16 protein-coding genes are annotated in these 19,927 nt (G+C 42.0%); 2 read left to right on the top strand and 14 right to left on the bottom strand.

Annotation, left to right across the window (positions count from 1 at the left end; translation table 11 throughout):
* Positions 1–108 precede the first annotated feature (108 nt).
* From AC2FA3_RS06560 to AC2FA3_RS06545, 4 genes are all read right to left on the bottom strand, one after another.
* Positions 109–1,452 (bottom strand): phosphoribosyltransferase domain-containing protein, encoded by a 1,344-nt coding sequence (locus AC2FA3_RS06560; protein ID WP_490508891.1) that lies wholly within the window; start codon positions 1,450–1,452, stop codon positions 109–111.
* Entirely contained in the window at positions 1,445–2,764 is a 1,320-nt protein-coding gene (locus tag AC2FA3_RS06555; protein ID WP_490508890.1) for an NYN domain-containing protein, read from the bottom strand. Before AC2FA3_RS06555 ends, AC2FA3_RS06560 begins: the two co-directional genes overlap by 8 nt.
* Before the next feature lie 64 nt (positions 2,765–2,828).
* Positions 2,829–4,082: a S1 family peptidase gene (locus AC2FA3_RS06550; RefSeq protein ID WP_490508889.1), complete on the bottom strand. Its 1,254-nt coding sequence runs from the start codon at positions 4,080–4,082 to the stop codon at positions 2,829–2,831.
* Between the two features lie 89 nt (positions 4,083–4,171).
* Positions 4,172–5,371 (bottom strand): ATP-grasp domain-containing protein, encoded by a 1,200-nt coding sequence (locus AC2FA3_RS06545; protein WP_490508888.1) that lies wholly within the window; start codon positions 5,369–5,371, stop codon positions 4,172–4,174.
* 326 nt (positions 5,372–5,697) lie between these two features.
* Between AC2FA3_RS06545 and AC2FA3_RS06540 the strand changes: the two genes are divergently transcribed.
* Positions 5,698–6,963: a TerD family protein gene (locus AC2FA3_RS06540; RefSeq protein ID WP_490508887.1), complete on the top strand. Its 1,266-nt coding sequence runs from the start codon at positions 5,698–5,700 to the stop codon at positions 6,961–6,963.
* Between the two features lie 111 nt (positions 6,964–7,074).
* On the opposite strand, the gene AC2FA3_RS06535 is transcribed toward AC2FA3_RS06540, so the two are convergent.
* The 3 genes from AC2FA3_RS06535 to AC2FA3_RS06525 all read right to left on the bottom strand — a co-directional run bounded on the left by AC2FA3_RS06535 (position 7,075) and on the right by AC2FA3_RS06525 (position 9,337).
* Positions 7,075–7,683: a TerD family protein gene (locus tag AC2FA3_RS06535; protein ID WP_490508886.1), complete on the bottom strand. Its 609-nt coding sequence runs from the start codon at positions 7,681–7,683 to the stop codon at positions 7,075–7,077.
* Positions 7,684–7,813: 130 nt separating this feature from the next.
* Positions 7,814–8,566: a TIGR00266 family protein gene (locus AC2FA3_RS06530; protein WP_490508885.1), complete on the bottom strand. Its 753-nt coding sequence runs from the start codon at positions 8,564–8,566 to the stop codon at positions 7,814–7,816.
* Between the two features lie 195 nt (positions 8,567–8,761).
* On the bottom strand, positions 8,762–9,337 hold the full coding sequence (locus AC2FA3_RS06525) for a TerD family protein (RefSeq protein ID WP_201543718.1): 576 nt from the start codon (positions 9,335–9,337) through the stop codon (positions 8,762–8,764).
* 351 nt (positions 9,338–9,688) lie between these two features.
* Here AC2FA3_RS06525 and AC2FA3_RS06520 point away from each other — a divergent pair, with 351 nt between their 5' ends.
* The gene (locus AC2FA3_RS06520; RefSeq protein WP_490508884.1) at positions 9,689–10,348 is read left to right on the top strand and encodes a 7-cyano-7-deazaguanine/7-aminomethyl-7-deazaguanine transporter; all 660 of its coding nucleotides are present in this window, start codon (positions 9,689–9,691) and stop codon (positions 10,346–10,348) included.
* A 263-nt stretch (positions 10,349–10,611) separates the two neighbouring features.
* Here the strand turns inward: AC2FA3_RS06520 and AC2FA3_RS06515 are convergent, their stop codons facing one another.
* The 7 genes from AC2FA3_RS06515 to AC2FA3_RS06485 all read right to left on the bottom strand — a co-directional run bounded on the left by AC2FA3_RS06515 (position 10,612) and on the right by AC2FA3_RS06485 (position 19,811).
* A complete protein-coding gene (locus AC2FA3_RS06515; RefSeq protein WP_490508883.1) occupies positions 10,612–11,679 on the bottom strand; it encodes a DUF475 domain-containing protein in 1,068 nt (355 codons plus the stop codon).
* Positions 11,680–11,942: 263 nt separating this feature from the next.
* Positions 11,943–12,518: a TerD family protein gene (locus tag AC2FA3_RS06510; protein ID WP_025650997.1), complete on the bottom strand. Its 576-nt coding sequence runs from the start codon at positions 12,516–12,518 to the stop codon at positions 11,943–11,945.
* 358 nt (positions 12,519–12,876) lie between these two features.
* Entirely contained in the window at positions 12,877–15,174 is a 2,298-nt protein-coding gene (gene rlmKL, locus AC2FA3_RS06505) for a bifunctional 23S rRNA (guanine(2069)-N(7))-methyltransferase RlmK/23S rRNA (guanine(2445)-N(2))-methyltransferase RlmL (RefSeq protein ID WP_490508882.1), read from the bottom strand.
* A gap of 469 nt (positions 15,175–15,643) precedes the next feature.
* Positions 15,644–16,171 carry a peroxiredoxin gene (locus AC2FA3_RS06500; RefSeq protein WP_490508881.1) on the bottom strand — a complete coding sequence of 176 codons (528 nt, stop codon included), beginning with the start codon at positions 16,169–16,171 and terminating at the stop codon, positions 15,644–15,646.
* 258 nt (positions 16,172–16,429) lie between these two features.
* Entirely contained in the window at positions 16,430–17,638 is a 1,209-nt protein-coding gene (locus AC2FA3_RS06495; RefSeq protein ID WP_490508880.1) for a mechanosensitive ion channel family protein, read from the bottom strand.
* Between the two features lie 91 nt (positions 17,639–17,729).
* A complete protein-coding gene (locus AC2FA3_RS06490; protein WP_490508879.1) occupies positions 17,730–19,241 on the bottom strand; it encodes a dihydrolipoyl dehydrogenase in 1,512 nt (503 codons plus the stop codon).
* A 72-nt stretch (positions 19,242–19,313) separates the two neighbouring features.
* The gene (locus AC2FA3_RS06485) at positions 19,314–19,811 is read right to left on the bottom strand and encodes a peroxiredoxin (RefSeq protein ID WP_201543727.1); all 498 of its coding nucleotides are present in this window, start codon (positions 19,809–19,811) and stop codon (positions 19,314–19,316) included.
* Between the last annotated feature and the right edge of the window lie 116 nt (positions 19,812–19,927).

The raw sequence follows: 19,927 nt of genomic DNA, 5'->3' as shown, positions 1-19,927 counted from the left end.
AAGCGTGCGTAAGTGTTGAATGTGAAAATAAAAGTAGGATTTAAAGAATAGTTTTAATGGGACAGCTTTTATAACATAGCCTTAGTAAGCTGGCTTTTGTAAAACAGCTTAAAGCGTCGGACTCACCACCAACACATTATCCAAACCTTTCCACATGTCATCAACACTATCCGCCGATGTTTCTACACATAAGACAATCAAATCCCAATCGCTAGGCTCAACATTATAGGCAAAGTTGGTCATACCAAGCCCATAGTTATCGCTAAAACTTAGCATAGTGGTAATCGCGCCACCAAGGGCAATTGGTGAACGTGTTAACGCACTAAAATTAACTGTAGAGTTTTGAGTTTGCGTCTCAAGCCATTCAGCCAATAAAAACGGTAACCAAACAAACTCATTACTGCCTAATAATAATATCCGTTTGGGCAACTGCTTTTTATCAAAATTTTCTTTCTCAGATTGGGCTTGCTTATTAAATACCTTGAATGCAGTTTGAAACCGCAAAAGGTAATTATCAAAGCCGTTGGTACTATCTAAGGTTGGGAAGCGTCCCCAATTGCCAGTATCACCTAGCATATGACTGCCAGCCTCAGTGGTATCGACCGATGGCATCGTAATTGGCTCAGGATTGGGCGCATCCGTCCATGTCCATGCACCAGACAACAGGTGATGGCGTTGAAATTTAATATTAGGGAGGCGTTTAGCGATCTGATCAGATGCAACGTCTTCCGAGTCAGCGTTATCAGAATCAGCTGCACCCTGATGCTGATTTAAAGACCAATCTACCAGAGTGGTCAGATGGACTTGCTGTAACTGGTCAAGCCCAGCATTGAGCAAGGCTGTAACGACATTGACGCAAGTGTTGCCCGTTGACGCTTCGTCATCGACCATAATCAAGGTTTTGCTCGCTAGCAGCTGCGCTTGAGTCGCTTTATCTGCACTTTGATAAATCAGATGCTGGCTGGCGTGACTATGGTCTTCACTAAATGTGGTTAGCAAAGCATGATTATTATCGCTGCCATGTTGCGCATGACGGGTAGAGTTTAATAACACTGCATTGGGATAGCGAGTTTGTAGCGCTTGATGTACCCCCGCAGATAAGCCAACTGCCGTCTCTGCCATACCGATTACCAAGATTGGCTCAGGCAAATCATCTGGTACTAGGCTCGCCAAATCAGTAAAAGCATGACGCATGGTACTTGGTGCGACTGGAATATGCCGACCTAAGACTTTTGAGACAAACAAAAACGCGCGTTTTGGGTTAATACGCTGAGCGAAATCGAGCAAGTCTTCTAGTTGATAGCTGTCAGACTTTTCTACGTTATTGTTGTCTGTAGCCACATTAGTTTGATAGGTTAGATCAAGGGTGCCACGTGGTAGGGTGATGCTGCGTTTATACATAGTATTAGATATCGTGGTATTAAGTATTGTGTTATTTTTAAGATCAGTCATCGCTTATTTCTATCCCATATTTTTCGCAAAGATAACGTAGGTCGCCATCTATATTTTGATGCTTTGGCGTAAATCGCCATTGTATGCCTGCTCGGTTTAACGTAAATAGAATCAAGCTTTTGCCTGACTTATTTTGTACATCAAACTCACCTGAAAATAATAATGCATTCTGTTGCTTATCAATGATGCTTAGTTGAATAGGTGTTTGTGTAGAATCATTCGCTAAGTTCTCAAGCTCACTTGATAATGCAAAGTTAAGTTGTTCAATATTGGCAGGTTGGAGGTTTAGATCACAACTAAATTCAGATATGGATTTCTCAGCTTCAAGCTGTTGATCCAGTTCGACTGCACCATCTTCGCTATGAGTCTGTCCGTAAAATATCATGTCTTCATCGCCACGTACTTTTGCAGTGGCATCTACTCTAAATAACACGGCATCGATCGTAGGTGCCGTTGTAATTTTGATAATAATGGGCGCAGCGGCAAAGAGATTGGATGCTGATTTAGTATTAGTTATATTCTTAGTAGAAATTATAGCGGCTGTTGAGTTTTTTTGCGCTTTTAGTTTTGCCCACATACCATTAGATTGCCGTCTTATATCGTATAATCGTAAAGCGATTATCAAATCAGAGAATTTCGCATAACCATACTTATCCAATTTAATATTGTCATGATTTTGGCTAAGTTGGCTGGCAAGATAAGAGAGATTTAACCAGCCATTATGTGTACTAGGATGTTCTTTAACGATTTTATTCAAGGCATTAATCAGGTGGTTTTGAGTTTGTAGCTGTTTAGTCGTCCACTGATTTGAGACATTTTTAGGTGTTTGGTTTTGCGAAATGTTGGTTTGAGTGGAGCCGTTATTTGTCTGATTCGGCAATAAATCCTCTACATAAAAGAATTTATCACAAGCCTGTGAAAAGGCGCTGACCGTATTGCGTTTGCCAAAACCAAATACCTTTACATGGTTTTTGCGAATACGTAGAGCCAGTGAAGTAAAATCACTATCACTTGAGATCAGACAAAAACCATCATAATTGTCACTGTAAAGTAAATCCATGGCTTCGATAACCATGCCGATATCAGTGGCGTTTTTGCCTTTCACATAAGCGAAATGTTGCATAGGGTCGATGGCGTATTTAAGCAATGCTTCTTGCCAGCTCTGGATATGCGCATTGCCCCAGTCGCCATAGATTTTTTTACAAGTAATATGGCCAATACTCTCTATCTCTTGCAGAATATAACCAATACTTTTTGCTGAGGCGTTATCGGCATCGATAAGTACGGCAATACTTTTGAGTTTAGCTGGCATTTATTTTCCTTAATACACTTTTTTAAAGTGACTATTTTATATTTTCTCAATTTGTAATGATTGCTTAACCTTGACATCCTACTAACCATAAAGCACCGCGACTTTGCTTACTCAATTGCGGCGTGGTAAGCGCAGCAGCTGTCGTGCATGACATGCCAGATGAACTAAATGACTCAGATAAGTTATCTAAACTAATTCCAGCGCTCGCGAGCAGGGCGGATAATAACTGAAATTTCACCGCATAGTTCATATTTTGTGCATGTTCATGCACGAGGCTAGACGTTACCATGCCGATAACTTCGCCAGTCGGCAGTAATAAAGGGCTGCCACTAGAGCCGGGTTGAATGGGCGCGGTAAATTGCATATAACGAATATCATCGCTAAGTCCTGTCAGTCCTGAGATACAGCCTTGAGTCACTTGTAATTGGCTGCTCAATCCTGATAATGGAAACCCTAAAGTCGTAATAGTTTCACCCAAATTATCAGTACAACGCTGTGCTAAGGGTAAATAACTGGGCAGCGGCTCGCTTACTCTAATAATGGCTGAGTCACTGCCGATATCGCTTAATACTACTTGTGCTTCACGATCAGGCTGTCCTTGTTGGCGAATTCCAATCATCGCCGCCGACTCAATGACATGATAGCAAGTCAGTAGATGATAAGGATCAATAGCAAAGGCCGTCCCTGTCCAAGTTTCACCAGACTGAACTTGGCGTGGTGGGCGCGATTCGTTATTAGTTCCTGATATATTTTGTTGGCGTTGGTTTTCTTGAATCAGCGCATGCGTATCTGGTGGACGAATATCAAGGCTGACTTGCACTCGATGCTCAAGACTTGCCAGTCCTTGGGTGGAGCTTTCCCCAAGGGCACGACATTTAAACTGCCCATTACGTCGGTATATTTCTAATATGATCGCCGCCTTGACATGACGCTCACTTGCGGTAAATTCATAGCCAATATCGCCATTGTTTAGCGTTAAATTTACCTTGCTTAATTCAACGGCAGGTAAGTTAAGGCTTGGCTCATGATAAACATAAGCAATCAGTTGTAAAAAGCTTACCCCTTGTTTATCAAACAATGCAGGCAAATCCAGTTGCCATGCGTTTGGATTATCCTTACTATTGAGCTGCGCCCACTCTTTTGGTTCATGCAGATAAGCAGGACTACAGGCAGCTTTACGATGCTCATCTAAAGGCAGCCATAATAGTCCAAGCTCTTGACCAAATTTTAGATGATTCATCGCCGCAAAAGCGACCGAACAATTCGATTGCGCGATAACCGTATTTGCCCCTAACACTAACGTGGTTTGTGCTGTCATCGTTTGCCTCTTATTGAATATATTCGGTTGCTATCAATTTATGAACGCCGATTTATTACCATCGATTTTTTTTATTTCATTGTTTTTGCTTACTCAGTAGCATCTTCTTCAATCTTTACGCTGACCATGATTGAGCGGACTTGGCAGGGAATGATTTGCTGAGAGATATCAGCCAGTTTTGGCTTATCGGTTAAGTCGAGCCAATATCCAAAACCAACTTGGGTCAAATCGACGCCGCTATGGGTAGTGTAATCAATGCCACCAGAGGGGCGACTGTTAATTTCAAGCACTCGGTGCTGACCGTCATCGTCGGCTTTGGTTTGTACGCTAACGATACCATCGCAGCCAAAGGCTTTGATCAGTGGAATAACAACATCCATGACCGCTTGCTCGTAGCCGATATGCTGAATTTTCCCCGTTTTATAACGGGTGACAGCCGCCAATACTTCGCCATATTCGCAAACGACATCGATAGAATACTCTTGCCCTGACAAATAAGGCATTAGCAGCATAGGAATAGGGCGCTCATGCACCATTAGGCTGTTTGCATAAGCATTGATAAACTGCGTGGTATTAATTTTTTTCTCTTCGGTAAAGTATAAATGCTCAAAGCTATCGTATGGCTCGCTTGCTTCTTTGTCCGCATTTTTACCAGCCTCTTTATCCGCTCCCTTAACTTTGCCTAAACGCCAAAATCCTTGCGCAAAAATACCCGTAACCGGTTTGACGCATAAAGGCTGATGACCGTGCGTAGCAAGTAATGCCTCAAGCTCTGCGAGAGTATCAAAGCGCCATGCATCGGCAACGGGAATATTATGCTCGTAGCATTGCTGCATAAATGTAAACTTATCATCTATTGCTTCTAACGCCGCCACACTTGTCGCCCCAGTTAATAAACGAATACCAGCCGCGTCAAATGCCGGACGATGGGCTTCATAATCAATGCCATTACGTCCAGTCAGTAACACTTTGACGTTATTGTTTTTGGCTTGCTCTAAGACAAACTCCCAACGCGGCATTAATGGCTCAGCAGATTCGAGCATTGCTTGCTCATCGCTATCTGTGGCGCTTGCAGAAGGCTCACGGTAAACGCTATCGGCAAACTCAAAAATCTCAGGTCTATTATGACGGTGTGAAGCGATAATGTTGAATGGCGTATCAGATTGGGTTTTTAATGCTTGCAGGCTGGCTAACATATCACGCTGGCTTGACTGACCTTCGGCTAACCAAACGGCAGATGGAGCGGCAGTCGACGTTGTATGAAGGCTTTCGTTAGCAGGGGTTTTCATAATTCTCTCAGCGTTATCATAAATTTTAGAGTGGACTAACTAGGACTGGTATTTAACAAGACGACAACCCAAGGCGCAATACGGCGTTGGTTAACAGCGTTGGTTAACAGTATTGGTTATAGCAAGGTCTATTATATACAAATGCTAAGCGTTATAAATGCGGCTGACAAAATAGCATTAAGTATTTGTAAAAATATTTTTGCAGGGTTGTTAACGCTTTGTTGAACGGGTGTGCGCTTTAAAAATCAGCCGTTATCCATGCTACTATATAGCGATAGTTAACAGCACCCTTATGAGCAAATAATAAATAACCTAAAGGATAAATGATGAGTCAATCTCAAAAACTGATTGCTGGCGCCAATGCGCCGCTACCAACGGATAATATCAGCATCCGTATTTTAAGCCAAAGTGCCATCGATTGTGCCGCTTATCGCCTGACCACTGCAGGTAAAGTACGCGGCGATGGTGACATGATATTTTATGGTCAGACGCGTAGCGATGATGGCAGCGTAAGCTTCCGTGGTCATGATAGCGATGGATTTTTTGATATTAACTTACCTACGCAGCCAGCAAGTATTGAGAAGATAGCCCTCGCGTTTTCTAGTGCGCAAACGCTTGCGCAAGTCGGCGATGTCGATATTCAGGTATTACAAGGCAGCCAAGTGTTGATGACTTGCCAACTAAGCGCAACTGGACGTAACGAAAAAGCCATTATTTTAGCGGAATGTTATCGCCGCCAAGGTAGCTGGAAGTTCCGTTTTATCGCCCAAGGTTTTGAAGGTGGTTTAAAACCTTTGTCTGAGCATTTCGGTGTTGAGATTGCCGATGAAGCGCCAGCTCAAAGCCAGTCACAAAATCAAGCACCAAGCCAGTCTCAATCTATCAATACGCAAAAAGCGGGTAGTGTGCCTCAAACAACTACGCCACCGCCAATTCCTACAGCGTCTCAAAATTCGTCAATTAACCTAAGCAAAATTACCTTAACCAAAAACCAATCTAGCATCAATCTAAAAAAACGTGATGATTTTGGTAAAATTTCTGTCAATCTTAATTGGAATCAACGCCCAGATAGCAGTACGCAAGCGCCTAAAAAAGGCTTGCTCGGCGACCTATTTAAGCAGCATAAAGCCGCTGGTATTGACCTTGATGTTGGAGCGATGATTCATCTTAAAAATGGTGAAAAAACCCTGATTCAAGCCTTAGGGAATCGCTTTGGTAATCTACAATCAGCGCCTTACGTATTGTTACGTGCCGATGATAGAACCGGACAAGTCAGCGGCGGTGAGTGGCTCGATATCAATGGGCAACAATGGTCGCAGATTGAAGAAGTCTTTATTTTTGCTTTCATTTATGAAGGCGCACCAAACTGGGCGCAAACTGATGGCGTCGTGACCATTCATGTACCCGAACAGCCGCCGATTGAAACCCGTTTGACGGAAGGTGCTGGTAATTTACCAATGTGCGCCATCGCACGTTTGGTCAATCAAAATGGCAGTATCAATGTTGAGCGTATTAATGAGTACTTTAAAGGCCATCAAGAGATGGACAAAGCCTTTAATTGGGGCTTTAGCTGGAAGCGTGGTAGCAAGTAAGCGCTTTAATAGTATTATTTAATACAAAAAATCAGCCCGTCTATTATAAATAGACGGGCTGATTGCTTATAGGTTACTAACAGTCGTCATTATTCAGGCTGCTTAAACTATTTACGCATGCGGTGTGATAGCCGGCATCAAATCATGGAAAGTACGACCAGAAGCCGTTTCACCAATCGCATGCATTTTCCACTCATTATTATGACGATACACTTTTGCCATAATCATTGCTGTATGAGTACCTTGCGACGATAAGTTATAGCGCGCCACTTCAGTATTGTTATTGGCATTGACGATACGGCAAAAGGCATTTTCTACCGTTTCAAACGTCTGACCAGTGAAGCTATTGACCGTAAAGACCAGTGAAACTACATTCGCTGGAACTTTCGATAAATCAACATTGATGACTTCATCATCGCCGTCGCCATCACCAGTGCGGTTATCACCCGTATGGAGAATGCTGCCATCTTTTGATTGTAGCTGGTTGAACCAAATCGCATCGACGGCTTGTTTATTGGCATCAAACATAATACATGAAGCGTCTAAATCGATAGAGTCGCCGCCGCTACCGCCGCCAAATAACTTGCCTAAGAAGCCGCCTTGTTTCTCTTGCGCCCCTTGAAATACGTCCCAACCTAAACCCAATTTTACTTGAGTAAGCTCACCGCCAGCTTCTTTGCTGAGGGAGATTTTTTGACCCTTTTGTAGACTAACTGCCATGGGAAAATCCTTATAATAATTGTGAGTGGAGTAATTAATTTTTTAGTGCTGGTTTTTAGTTATCAATTTCTGCGCTGTTTTATAGCTATCAATCTCGGCTATAAACTTAAATTATAAAATGAAACTTAAATTATAAAATATTATCTAAAAAACCACTGCTGCCACCGCGACCACCTGAGCTAGTACCTAAAATGCTTTGTAGCCAGCCTTGATAGCTATCACGATTGCGCGAGCAGATAATGACTTTGCCAGTTCCTGAGAAATTTAAAACCATCCCTTCGCCGCTAGTGACCGAATTGATGATATTGCCCATAAAACCTTTTTTCTTACTGGTGGCGACCGATAGCTTGTATTCTAAACGCGAGTCCCAGCAGACCACATGACCGTTATCAATGATGACATCTTTGCCAGGTTCGACATCAATCTCAAATAGTGAGCCAAAGCCCGATACCACTACCTGACCATTACCTTGGGTTTGCATCACCATAAAGCCGCCAGTATCTCCAAAGACAGCGCCACCTAAGTTACGCTGAATCTTAGCTTTGACTTCGACACCTGTTTGCGCCGCTACAAATGCACCGTCACTAAGCGTATATTGCTGCGCGCCGACATCAAGTATTTGCATATCACCATCTAGCGTTGGTGCCAGCAAACAATCACCTTCACCATTGACAGCTTCAATCTGCTGTTGGAATAGTGATTCGTCGTTGGCAAAGCGGCGCATCAGTGACTGTATGAGTCCGCCTTGTAGCTTACCTTTCAGCTCAAGGTTCGACTCCATCATCACCATAGCATTGGCTTCACAATAAATAGAGTCGCCTTTTTTTAAGTTACAATGCAAAAAAGGTTCAATAGTGCCGATTAAGCTAAACGTTGCGGCCATAGGGTGCAAATCCTTGTATCAATATTAGAATAGTAATTTAATTTTTTTTAAATTATTTCTTTGTTTTTAAACGCCTGTCGAAAGAATTCTAGCTAAAAGCAAACTTTTGCTAGCCAATTACTTTTAAAGCCATCAAATGTGATAATTGGACACACTTGATGGCTTTTTTTGATTCTACAAATTCAGCTTTTAATCTTAAACATTAACGCCAAAGGATGAAGCTAATGGACCTAGACCGCCGCTGAAGCCTTGACCAACTGCACGGAACTTCCAGTCACCAGCATGGCGATATAATTCACCAAAAATCATCGCTGTTTCAGTGCTACCGTCTTCTGATAGGTCATAACGTGCAATTTCAGCTTCGCCATTATCATTTACTACACGGATGTAAGCGTCGCCAACTTGCCCAAAGTTCTGGTTACGAGCTTGGCCTTCATAGATGATGGCACAGATAGCCACTTTGCTGACGTCAGCTGGGATACTAGCTAAGTTGATTTTGATTTTTTCATCATCGCCGTCGCCTTCACCAGTACGGTTATCGCCTGTGTGTTCAACCGCGCCGTTGTCTGATTTTAAGTTATTAAAGAAGATAAAGTCTTGGTCGTTGCGGACTTTACCTGCTTCATTGACCAAAAAGCCAATCGCATCTAAGTCAAACTCTTGACCGTCAGTAGCGCGTGGATCCCAGCCAAGACCGACAGTGATATTGGTGAGACCTGGCGCTTCTTTTGATAAGTTTACGTTGCCGCCTTTTGTTAAGCTAATAGCCATATAAATATCCTTTGGATTAATAGTTAAGTGGATTTGGTTTTATAAAATAAACTAAAAATAGGGCAGTGATTACTCTTTTAGCGAAAGTAACTGACTTAGCGAAAGTATCTGAGCGCAGAAGGTCAATAAATCGACCTGTACGCCATGTCCTGCCTATCATTACGTTTTACTATACTAAGCGTTTGCTTACTAAGCAAGGCGTATTTTGTGTGCCTATCTGACAGTTATATTTTTGTTTATAAAAAAAGTGATTTATGGCGATATTAGACCTATTTTGGCTATTTATCTTATTATGATTTATAATAGCGCGCCCAGGTTCCCTCTACCCTGACTTAAAAAAAGGACTCTTCTATGAGCAATAGTACACTTTTGACCACCCCGATTCAATCTATTCGCTACAGCCGTGCTTTATTCTGGCTTGCGAGTCTGCATATCTTTATCATCGCTATCAGTAATTACTTAGTGCAAATACCTGTCGGGCTATTTGGTTTTATTACCACATGGGGCGCCGTCACCTTTCCGTTTATTTTTCTGATTACTGATTTGACTGTGCGAATTTTTGGTCAACAGTTGGCTAGACGTATTATCTTTTTTGCGATGCTTCCTGCACTAGCAATTTCGTACTATTTTTCGGTCGTATTTGCTGATGGACAGTTTGTCGGTCATGAGCATCTGCTAGATTTCAATTTATTTGTCTTTCGCATTGTTCTTGCAAGCTTCAGCGCTTATGTCGTTGGCCAGCTTTTAGATATCCAAATCTTTAATAAATTGCGCCAACTTAAAACTTGGTGGATTGCGCCCTTAGTATCGACGTTTATTGGTAATCTGGTCGATAGCTTTTGCTTTTTTGCCATCGCTTTTTATAAAAGCCCAGACCCTTTTATGGCCTCGCACTGGGTTGAGATTGGCGCGATGGACTACTTGTTTAAGATAGTGATGGGCGTGCTTATCTTTTTACCTTTATATGGTGTGATATTGGCGAAATTGCAGAAAGTGCTGGCAGGGAAGTAAAAATAAACAGCTAGGTTGAGCGTATTGAAGATGGTATATATTGGTAAGGTGTTTTTCATGCATCAAATGTGTATATAAACTCAAATTAACGCCGAAGATTTAGCTAATTATTCAAAAACATTCAATTATTCAGAGTATGCAAATACAGATACAAAAACAGGTTATACCAATTGCTTGATATAACCTGTCATTGCTAATATCTTTTATCAAAGTTCTTTTTACTTAATTTAAAGTTAGTGGTAAAAATTAAACTAAAATTAAGACTAAGTAATCGACTTCGCTTCGCGCTTACGATAATTGAGTGAAGCGATAAACGCCCAACCAATAAACGCAATACCAATCAGACCAGTGATAATCTCTGGTACATGGAATTTCACCGATAACAACATGATGATAGCTAAAGCGCCAATGGCATAATGCGCGCCGTGTTCAAGGTAAACAAACTCATCAAGCGTGCCTTTATCGACCAAGAAGATAGTCATCGAACGCACAAACATCGCACCGATTGCAAGACCAAGCATAATCACGATAACGTCATTGGTAATCGCAAATGCGCCAATCACACCATCGAAACTGAATGAAGCATCAAGGACTTCTAGGTATAAGAAGCCGATAATACCGCCTTTCATAATCGCACTGGTCGCTGCAGCGCCCGAGCCATTTTCTTCATTTTCCAAATCTGCTTCAAGATCGCCCTCTAACATACCCGAGACCACTTGTACGCCAAGGTATACCAAGATACCCCAAACGCCAGCGATTAGGACCGCAGCTGATTGATTAGGGTTGGCAAATGATACCGCAATCATCAACACGATAAGCGCTACAAAGACACTCATGGCATCTACTTTGCCCAGTTTTGCCAAGCGGCTCTCAAGCCAATCAAACCAATGTACTTCTTTATCGTCAAAGATAAAGTTCAAGAACACCAGCAATAAGAAGATACCACCAAATGCTGAGATTTCAGCATGATGCGCCAATAATCTGGCTGAATACTCTTTAGGATCGTTTAAGGCTAGGTCGACCACTTGCATAATACCCAAGTCAGCAGTGACCGCAACGATAACAATAGGGAATACCAAGCGCATACCAAAAACTGCGACTAAAATACCAACGGTTAAAAATATCTTTTTCCAAAATTCGTCCCAGCCTTTTAGGACTGAAGCGTTGACCACCGCATTATCAAACGATAATGAAATCTCCATGACGGCCAAAATAGCGGTAATAGATAAGGTGGTTATCATACCGCCCATACCGCCATGTGAATATCCCCACCATGCCGCGACCGCTAGGGCAATGGCTGTGAAGATAAAGTCTAAATAAAAATGTCTCATGACACATCCTGTCTGGTTGCATAAAGCTAAGGTCGGTCTATTATAGACACTAACCACAAAAAAAGCGGTTATCGCTAACCGCTTTTTTGCATAATTTTAAACGAAACATAAAGCATTACCAATCATTTAACGACTGAAAATTGTGACTATTTTGCAACCACATTTTACAGTTCTAATCACAGCGCATAATGATATAGCATAACTTTAAGTTTTGGACGTGTTTATTGTCTAGTTAAAGCTGTTAACACGGGTCAAATATCAATTTAGATATCGACGCCATACTGCTGACACATGGCTTGCAAGCCACCTGAATAGCCTTGACCAACGGCGCGGAATTTCCATTCACCGTTATGACGATAGACTTCGCCAAATACCATCGCGGTTTCAACAGAGTAATCTTCTGCTAAGTCAAAACGTACCACTTCCGTGCCAGTTTCTTCATTTACAACACGGATAAAAGCGTTGGCGACTTGACCAAAGTTTTGGCTACGAGCAGCTGCATCATGAATGGTCACCGTGACGACGATTTTATCGACATCAGCAGGTACTTGGGTCAGGTTTACTTTAACGACTTCATCGTCACCATCGCCTTCACCAGTACGGTTGTCGCCGGTATGCTCAACCGCGCCATTGTCAGATTTTAGCTGGTTGTAAAAGATAAAGTCATGATCGCCGCGTACTTTACCCGCCGTGCTGAGTAAAAATACACTGGCATCCAAATCAAATTCAGCGCCAGACGTTGCGCGCTCATCCCAACCAAGACCGATAAGTAGCTTGGTTAAATTTGGGTCAGTTTTGGTTAGCGATAAGTTACCGCCTTTATTAAGTGATAAAGCCATGGGGTTATCCTTGTTATTAGAGTGATTAAGGGTTTGATAGTTAAGTTATATAAATAAAAACAATCGCAATAGTGGGATTAAAGCGCTCGTAAATCTACGCTTCACGGTTGTTTAGCTATTACTTAGCTAGTATTTAGTGACGCTCTATCATAGCAACAAAAAATGACCCAATCAAAGCTGATTGGGTCATTGTTATGTGTACAGCTATATATACGATAAGACTGACTATAAAAGACTGTTTTTAAATGCGAATACGATGTTCACATTAGAAAACAATGTTTAAATGCGCTGATTAACCTTTATATGCACCTATTTTATAAGAATCTATAAACTTAAACTTAAACTTAAACTATAAGTCTTAACGATGGCGAATCTCAAAGCTCTGATGAATCGGCTTTTTAACATCAAAATCAAAACCAATGGTTTTTTGGGTGATATCAACAACGTCATAGCGTTCAGTCAACTGCTCATCGAGCTCAAAACGGGTAAAGTTGTTGGAGAAATACAAAATACCATCAGCGGTCAAGCGATTCATTGCACGATTAATAATGGCAGAGTGGTCACGCTGGACATCAAAAGTACCTTGGAACTTTTTCGAGTTCGAAAAGGTTGGTGGATCGATAAAGATAATATCAAATTGCTCAGTATTGTCTTTAATCCACTCAAAAATATCAGCGGCGACGAATTGATATTTATTGCCACTGACATTTAAGCCATTCAAAGCAAAGTTCTGCTTACCCCAATCGAGATAATTCTGTGATAAATCAACGCTGGTGACTTTTTTTGCGCCAGCCAAAGCCGCATGGACACTTGCTGTACAGGTATAAGCAAATAAGTTTAATACGGATTTATTACGACTGTTGTCTTTGATACGGGCGCGCATATTACGGTGATCAATAAATAAACCCGTATCGAGATAATCAGTAAAGTTAACATAAAAATACGCGCCATCTTCACGAGCGACATAGAACTTGCCACGCTTTTCCGTATTGCCTTGCTTGCTATATTGATCATTACCAGATTGACGGGCGCGGGTTTTAATAAAGATTTGTTCACGGTTAATCCCAAACACTTCACGGATACCCATTAACGCCAAATTAAAGCGTTTTTTCGCCGTTTCAGGTGGAATGGTTTTTGGTGGTGCGTATTCTTGCACGTGCACATAATCGCCATATAAATCGACCGCTACTTTAAAATCGGGCAAATCCGCATTATAAACGCGTAAATTACTGACAGTGTCTTTTTTAGCCAATTTTTTCAATTTGGCAAGATTCTTTTGCAAACGGTTGATGAAGTCTTGTCCTTCTTCCACTTCAATCTCACGCTTCTCAAAGCGACTGACCAGATTACCCGTTTGTCCAGCAATCAAAGTGCCATAGCGGAAATAAACCGTAATAGCACCATTATGACAACGTAAGGTTTTTGGCTCTTTAATCGGCAAGATATCGACTTGTTCGACATTGGCCGCCAAGATTCCGAGCATTGGATTGATATCATTACCTGCAAAACTGTCTTGTAGAATAAGCCCAATCGCTTGGTATAAAGGTTTAATCATTTCTTCATCACCCAAACGCTCACCATAAGGCGGGTTAGTGATGATTAAAGGATTGCTCAATCGACCATCATCAGCCAATGGCTTTAAGATGCTGCTGAGTCGGTCAAGGGCGCGGGTTTCAAGATCAAGTAGTGGTAATAAATCCTGCAAACCTGCGGCAATTAAGTTCTTTTCTGTCGCCAAAATCGCACCGCTGTCGGCATCGAAGCCTAAAATCAGTGGCAAAGTATCTGGTTGTTCGTTAATAATTTCTAATGCTTCACGAAAACGCATTTGCGCATCATCAATCATTTGTTTCCATAACGCATCGTCATGATGTTGCCACTCGTAAAAACCAAATTGATTGGCCGCTTTATCGATACCGACGGCATAATCGCAATGCATCAGCAATGCTTCAATGATAAAGGTGCCTGAGCCACACATCGGGTCAATTAAGGCATTATAGAAAGGCGCATCACCTTGTTCGTTTTTCTTATGCCAACCTGCGCTATAGAGCAACGCCGCTGCTAAATTCTCTTTTAACGGCGCTTCAGTCATGGCCACGCGGTAGCCACGGCGATGCAAACTGGTGCCTGATAAATCTAAATATAGCTCAGCTTGCTTGTCATTGACCGTGGCAAACACAGAAAAATCTGGGTTCTTACTATCGACGTTAGGACGGCTGTCATAGACTTCGTTAAAGGTATCGGCAATCGCATCTTTGATACGAAGCATGGCAAACTGCTGACTGACAGCCACACGTTTATCAACCGATAAACGAATTGCGAACGTTTGTTCTAAGCTAAATTGCTGCGTCCAATCCACCGATTTTGCCAAACCATAAAGCTGCTCTGCCACATCGTATTCGGCATTGATATTTTTGCGTTTAATCAGCATCAACACCCGTGAGGCAACCCGCGACCATAAGCAAATGGTATATAGGTCGCGTAATGTACCGGTGACTGCCAAACGACCGGTACTCTTGATATCACTTGCAATACCGAAACTGGTCAGCTCAGTTTGTAGCGGTGCCTCAAGCCCATCGGCACAGGTAATAATAAGGTCAAGCGACAACTCTGCTGAAGTGGCTGGTAATGAGTTGGGCGTGGTTGTTTCGGTCATACGGATACCTGTGGGCTAAATTGATAAATATTGATAAATAAAGTACATCATAAAATAAGATGTTTAACCGCTAATTTTACCATAATTACGCTATGGATGGTTTAAGTGGCTTTGATTAAAAAACAGGATTTAAAATTTTGGCTTTGAGGCATTATTAAAACCATGGCTATCTAGCGTCAGATTAAAAAAAATGGTTCGTTATTGGTTTTTAATCTAAGGCGTGTCCTCATTTTAAAAATGCTAATAAATATGAGATAAGTTGCAGTCAAGCGAGAAAAATAAACCGCTCAATAATAGAGGTTCTTGTAAAAAAAACATAAAAAAACTGCTTAGCCCTTATGTTTAAGAAATAAGCAGTTCGAAAGTTTTTGAGCTTCAGTATTCAAGCATCAGTATTTGAGTATCTATCGACGCCTGACAATACGAGTCAAGAGCCAATGTACTTAAGCATTGTACTTAAGCATCGTGGTTAAGCATTACTTTTCAAATACGCTAACATGGTGTCTGCATCTGATACTTCAAACGGGTCTGTTGGGCAATTGTCGTCAAAACCAGCTTCCTTGAATACTTTTTTGATGGCTTTATTGTCGACAAGCATCGAATAACGCCATGAGCGCATACCAAAGCCAAGATTACTCTTATCAACCAGCATGCCCATTTTACGAGTGAACTCACCATTGCCATCAGGAAGCAAGAAAACGTTTTCACGGTTTTGCTTTAGGCCCCATTGGTACATGACGAATGCATCATTGACAGAAATGCAAACGATTTCATCTATGCCTAACGCCTTAAATTCATGATAAAGCGCTTCATAACGCGGTAGATGGCTGGTCGAACACGTTGGCGTAAAGGCACCTGGTAGTGAGAACACCACCACTTTTTTATTGGCAAATAACTCATCTGTGGTTAGGTCATACCATATGAATGGGTTGTCTCCTCCGATAGAGTCATCGCGAACACGAGTTTTGAAAGTCATATCAGGTACATGGGTAATCATTATTTACTCCGATTTAGGTTATTATCTTTTTGTTTTAAAAATGCTGCATTTATATGATAATGGTTATAGCAATCCATAAGCAAATCTTTAAGAGTATATTCACGATATAAGCTATCAAAATATATGAGCTTTTTTTAGACCTTACAAGCTACGCTAGTTGTTCTTGCCATATCCTAGAGAGCTATGTTTGAAGTACTCTCTGTCGTTTCAGGCTTTTAAACTTACTTTTCTAGATTAGGAGCACGCTTTAATAAAACGTTATTTATCATCCTTTTTTAACGATACCTCTTCTGTTTTTAACGATACCTCTTCTGTAACCAACTGGGTAGTAGTGGCAAAGGGTTTGGTGGCAATAGGATAATCGACATCTTTTGGCATCAGCAGGCGCATATGCGGGTAGGGCGTGGAGATGTTTGCCGCATCAAAGGCACTTTTTATATGCTCTCGTAAGCCTTCTTTAATTTTCGGCATACGCGCCACCGCCGCAGGCTTGACCCAAAAACGCACGATAAAAAATACACCATATTCGCCAATTTCGTCGATGGTCGCTGACGTTTCAGGGCGCTTTAGCACCACTTCGCTATCAGCCAATACCTGCAAAATTACTTCGCGCGCTTTCTCGATATCATCTTCAAAAGCAATACGCATGCGGATATCAAAGCGTATAAAGTTTTTTGAGGTTAAATTGGTGACCACAGAAGAAGCAACATTCGAGTTAGGAATAATAACGGTGATATTGTCACGGGTTAAGACATGGGTGGTGCGTAAAGCGATAACCACGACGCGCCCTTCATTATCATTAATATTGACCCAGTCGCCCACTTGAAACGATTGCTCAAGCAAGATAGTAATGCCAGCGATAAAGTTGGCAAGCGTAGATTGAGCAGCAAAGCCGACCGCCAAACCAGCGATACCCAAACCTGCTACCAATGACACGATATCGAAGCCAAATTGTGCCATGACGCTGGCAAGACCTAAGACCAATAACAGCACAGATAAAATATTTTTAAGCAGCTGCTCAATAGAAGCGTTCAGACCATAATGCTGCAGGACTTTATGAATAATTTGCCCTGATGACGTCCACAGCACGTAATAAATACCCGCCCAAGTGCTGGCTTTGGCAGTAGCTTTGACCGTCTCCGGCTCAAAGTTTAGCTGACTCATGATAGCTATCAAGCTGGTCACAATCCAAATATAGCGCAGCACTGAGCGAACAATTTTAGACCGGCGTTCATTTAAGCGGATTCTGGTTTTGCTTTTTTTGACAATATAAATCGCAAGCCAATAAAAAAACCCCAATACCGCCAACAGTATGAGGATTTTGATACCCGTACTCACCAATTCTACCGATTTAGCTGACCAGTCTAAGGAGTCTTCATCTATAGTGCCGCCAATAGCAAGGTATAGGCTAGTATGTAGGTCGCGAACAATCTCTTGAAAGAAGTCAGTAATACTAGCGATTGCCATTGTTTTATCCATGCAAAGTTTAGGGCTAAATAAGATGGGTAATAAAAAATCTGCTTGTAAATTAACTTAAAGCACCGAACCAAACAGACGTTTAAAAATTACCCTCTTGGGTATCATGCGATTGATAAGGTATCTTCATCAGTCGCTGCACGTCACGTAATGCGGTACGCAAGCCTTCTAATATCGTCGGATGATAAAAAGGCGTATCAAGCATGTCTTTGATACTCATATCATTGGTAATCGCCATGGCCAATATATGCCCGATATATTCAGCATCAGGAGCGACCATGCTTGCGCCCAAGATTCTATCTGTCTTTTTGCAACCATAAATATGCAATAAACCACAGTTAACACCCATCACGCGGCTGCGTCCTTGATTATCAAAGCTCAAACTTCCGATGACATGTTCAAGCTCTGAGTCTGCTTGGATTTCAGGTAGCGACATGCCGACGTTAACGATTTGCGGTGAGCAAAATACGATAGAAAATGGCGTAGCAGGCGGACGGATATAAGCATCTTGGTTATTTTCACAAACCATGCTACCCGCGCTAAAACCTTCATCACTGGCAACATGTAATAAAGGGAGGTTGGCATTGGCATCACCAACGATATAGACTTCTAAATCACCGATTTTACCGGTTTTTTTATCAAGCTGTTTTGGGCGATTTTTATCATCAAGCTCAACGCCTAGGTTTTCAATGCCGAGCGCATCGATATTATTGCGGCGACCGGTGGCGACCAAAACGTACTGACCTTGCCATTGCTGCGTTTGACCTGCGCTATCTTCGTAATCAATAAAGGCAACTGAGCCTTCATTTGAGTCTTTATTAGCCGAATTTTCTTGAGTGCCAACGTCGGTAATGTTACTACCCAAATGCATGGTCAGCTCACGACTTAAGCAATCAATGGCTTTACTGCTAATGTCATCGTCCTTTAGACCCGCCACGCGTTTGACACGATTAAATAAAGTAACGTCGACGCCTAAACGAGTAAAGGCTTGCGCAAGCTCTAAGCCGATGGCGCCTGCACCAACCACAGCCAATGACTTTGGTAAATCGGGTAGCTCAAAGACGCTATCGGAGGTAAGTAAGTTATCACCAAGCTTATCAGCCCAGCCATCTGGGATAAAGGTTGAGCTGCCAGTGGCAACAATAATTTTATCCGCTTCGATCAGCTCGTCATTGACCTCAATTAAGCCTTGTTTATTGATATACGCGCGACCGGCTATTTTTGTCTCTGCAGGCCAACTCTCTACTTGCTCCTCAACATAGCTGGCAAAATGATCACGCTCTGCGCGTACGCGCTCCATGACTTGTTTACCATCTATTTGCACGCTGGCATGCACACCAAACTCGCCAGAATGATTGGCATCGTGGGCGCGGTCAGCGGCGGCAATCAGTAATTTGCTTGGCATACAACCAACAGCGATACAGGTAGTCGTCCAAAACCCATCATTAATAATCAAGACGTCGTCTTTTAGTTTTCTGGCTTGGCGAAAGGCGTTTTGACCGGCAGTACCGGCGCCAATGACTGCAACCGATACCTTGCGTGTCACTTTTTTATTATTGCTATTATCAGCAGCGCTATCAGGCTGTTTATTCATATTATTCTCAAATAAGGAGGATTTTATCATAGAGGATAGGTTCTAAAAATTATCAAAAAATCATTAATAAAACTAGGTTGCTAGCGTCGTAAGTAAACGCTCAGTATAGCCTGCTGCTCTCAGATTGCGCTGCGCATGGGTAAGGGTGCCATTTTTATCAAAGACAAAGGTAGAACGTACAAGACCTAAGCTAATTTTTCCATACATATTTTTTTCTTTAATGACATCGAAGTATTGGCACAGTTTCTCGTCATTATCACTAATAAGCGGAATATGCAGATTATGCTTGGCGATGAATTTTTCGTGAGATTCAACGCTATCGCGCGAGACACCGATGATATCGTAGCCCAATTCATCAAATTCATTAAGCCGCGCTGTAAAGTCTGTCGCTTGCGTGGTACAGCCTGGCGTATTGTCTTTTGGATAAAAATATAAGATAAGCCCTTTATCGGTATGAGCGACCAGTTCTTTTAGGCTGATATCGTCATGAATAAAGTTGCCGTCAAGCTCGCGTACGATGGTGACTGGAAAATCGGGTAGGGTAATAGTTTCAGTGGTCGGCTTAGCCATTATAAAATCCTTATTAGTTTCGCTTATGCGTATATTATGCTCAGTGGTCTTATTATAAGCAGATTCATCGCAATAACTAGCCAGTTTTACACTTCACTTATTCATTCGCAACAAAA

This window comes from Janibacter sp. CoH_79_TC_3 (assembly GCF_058197955.1).
This window is presented reverse-complemented; position numbering and strand designations above follow the sequence as displayed.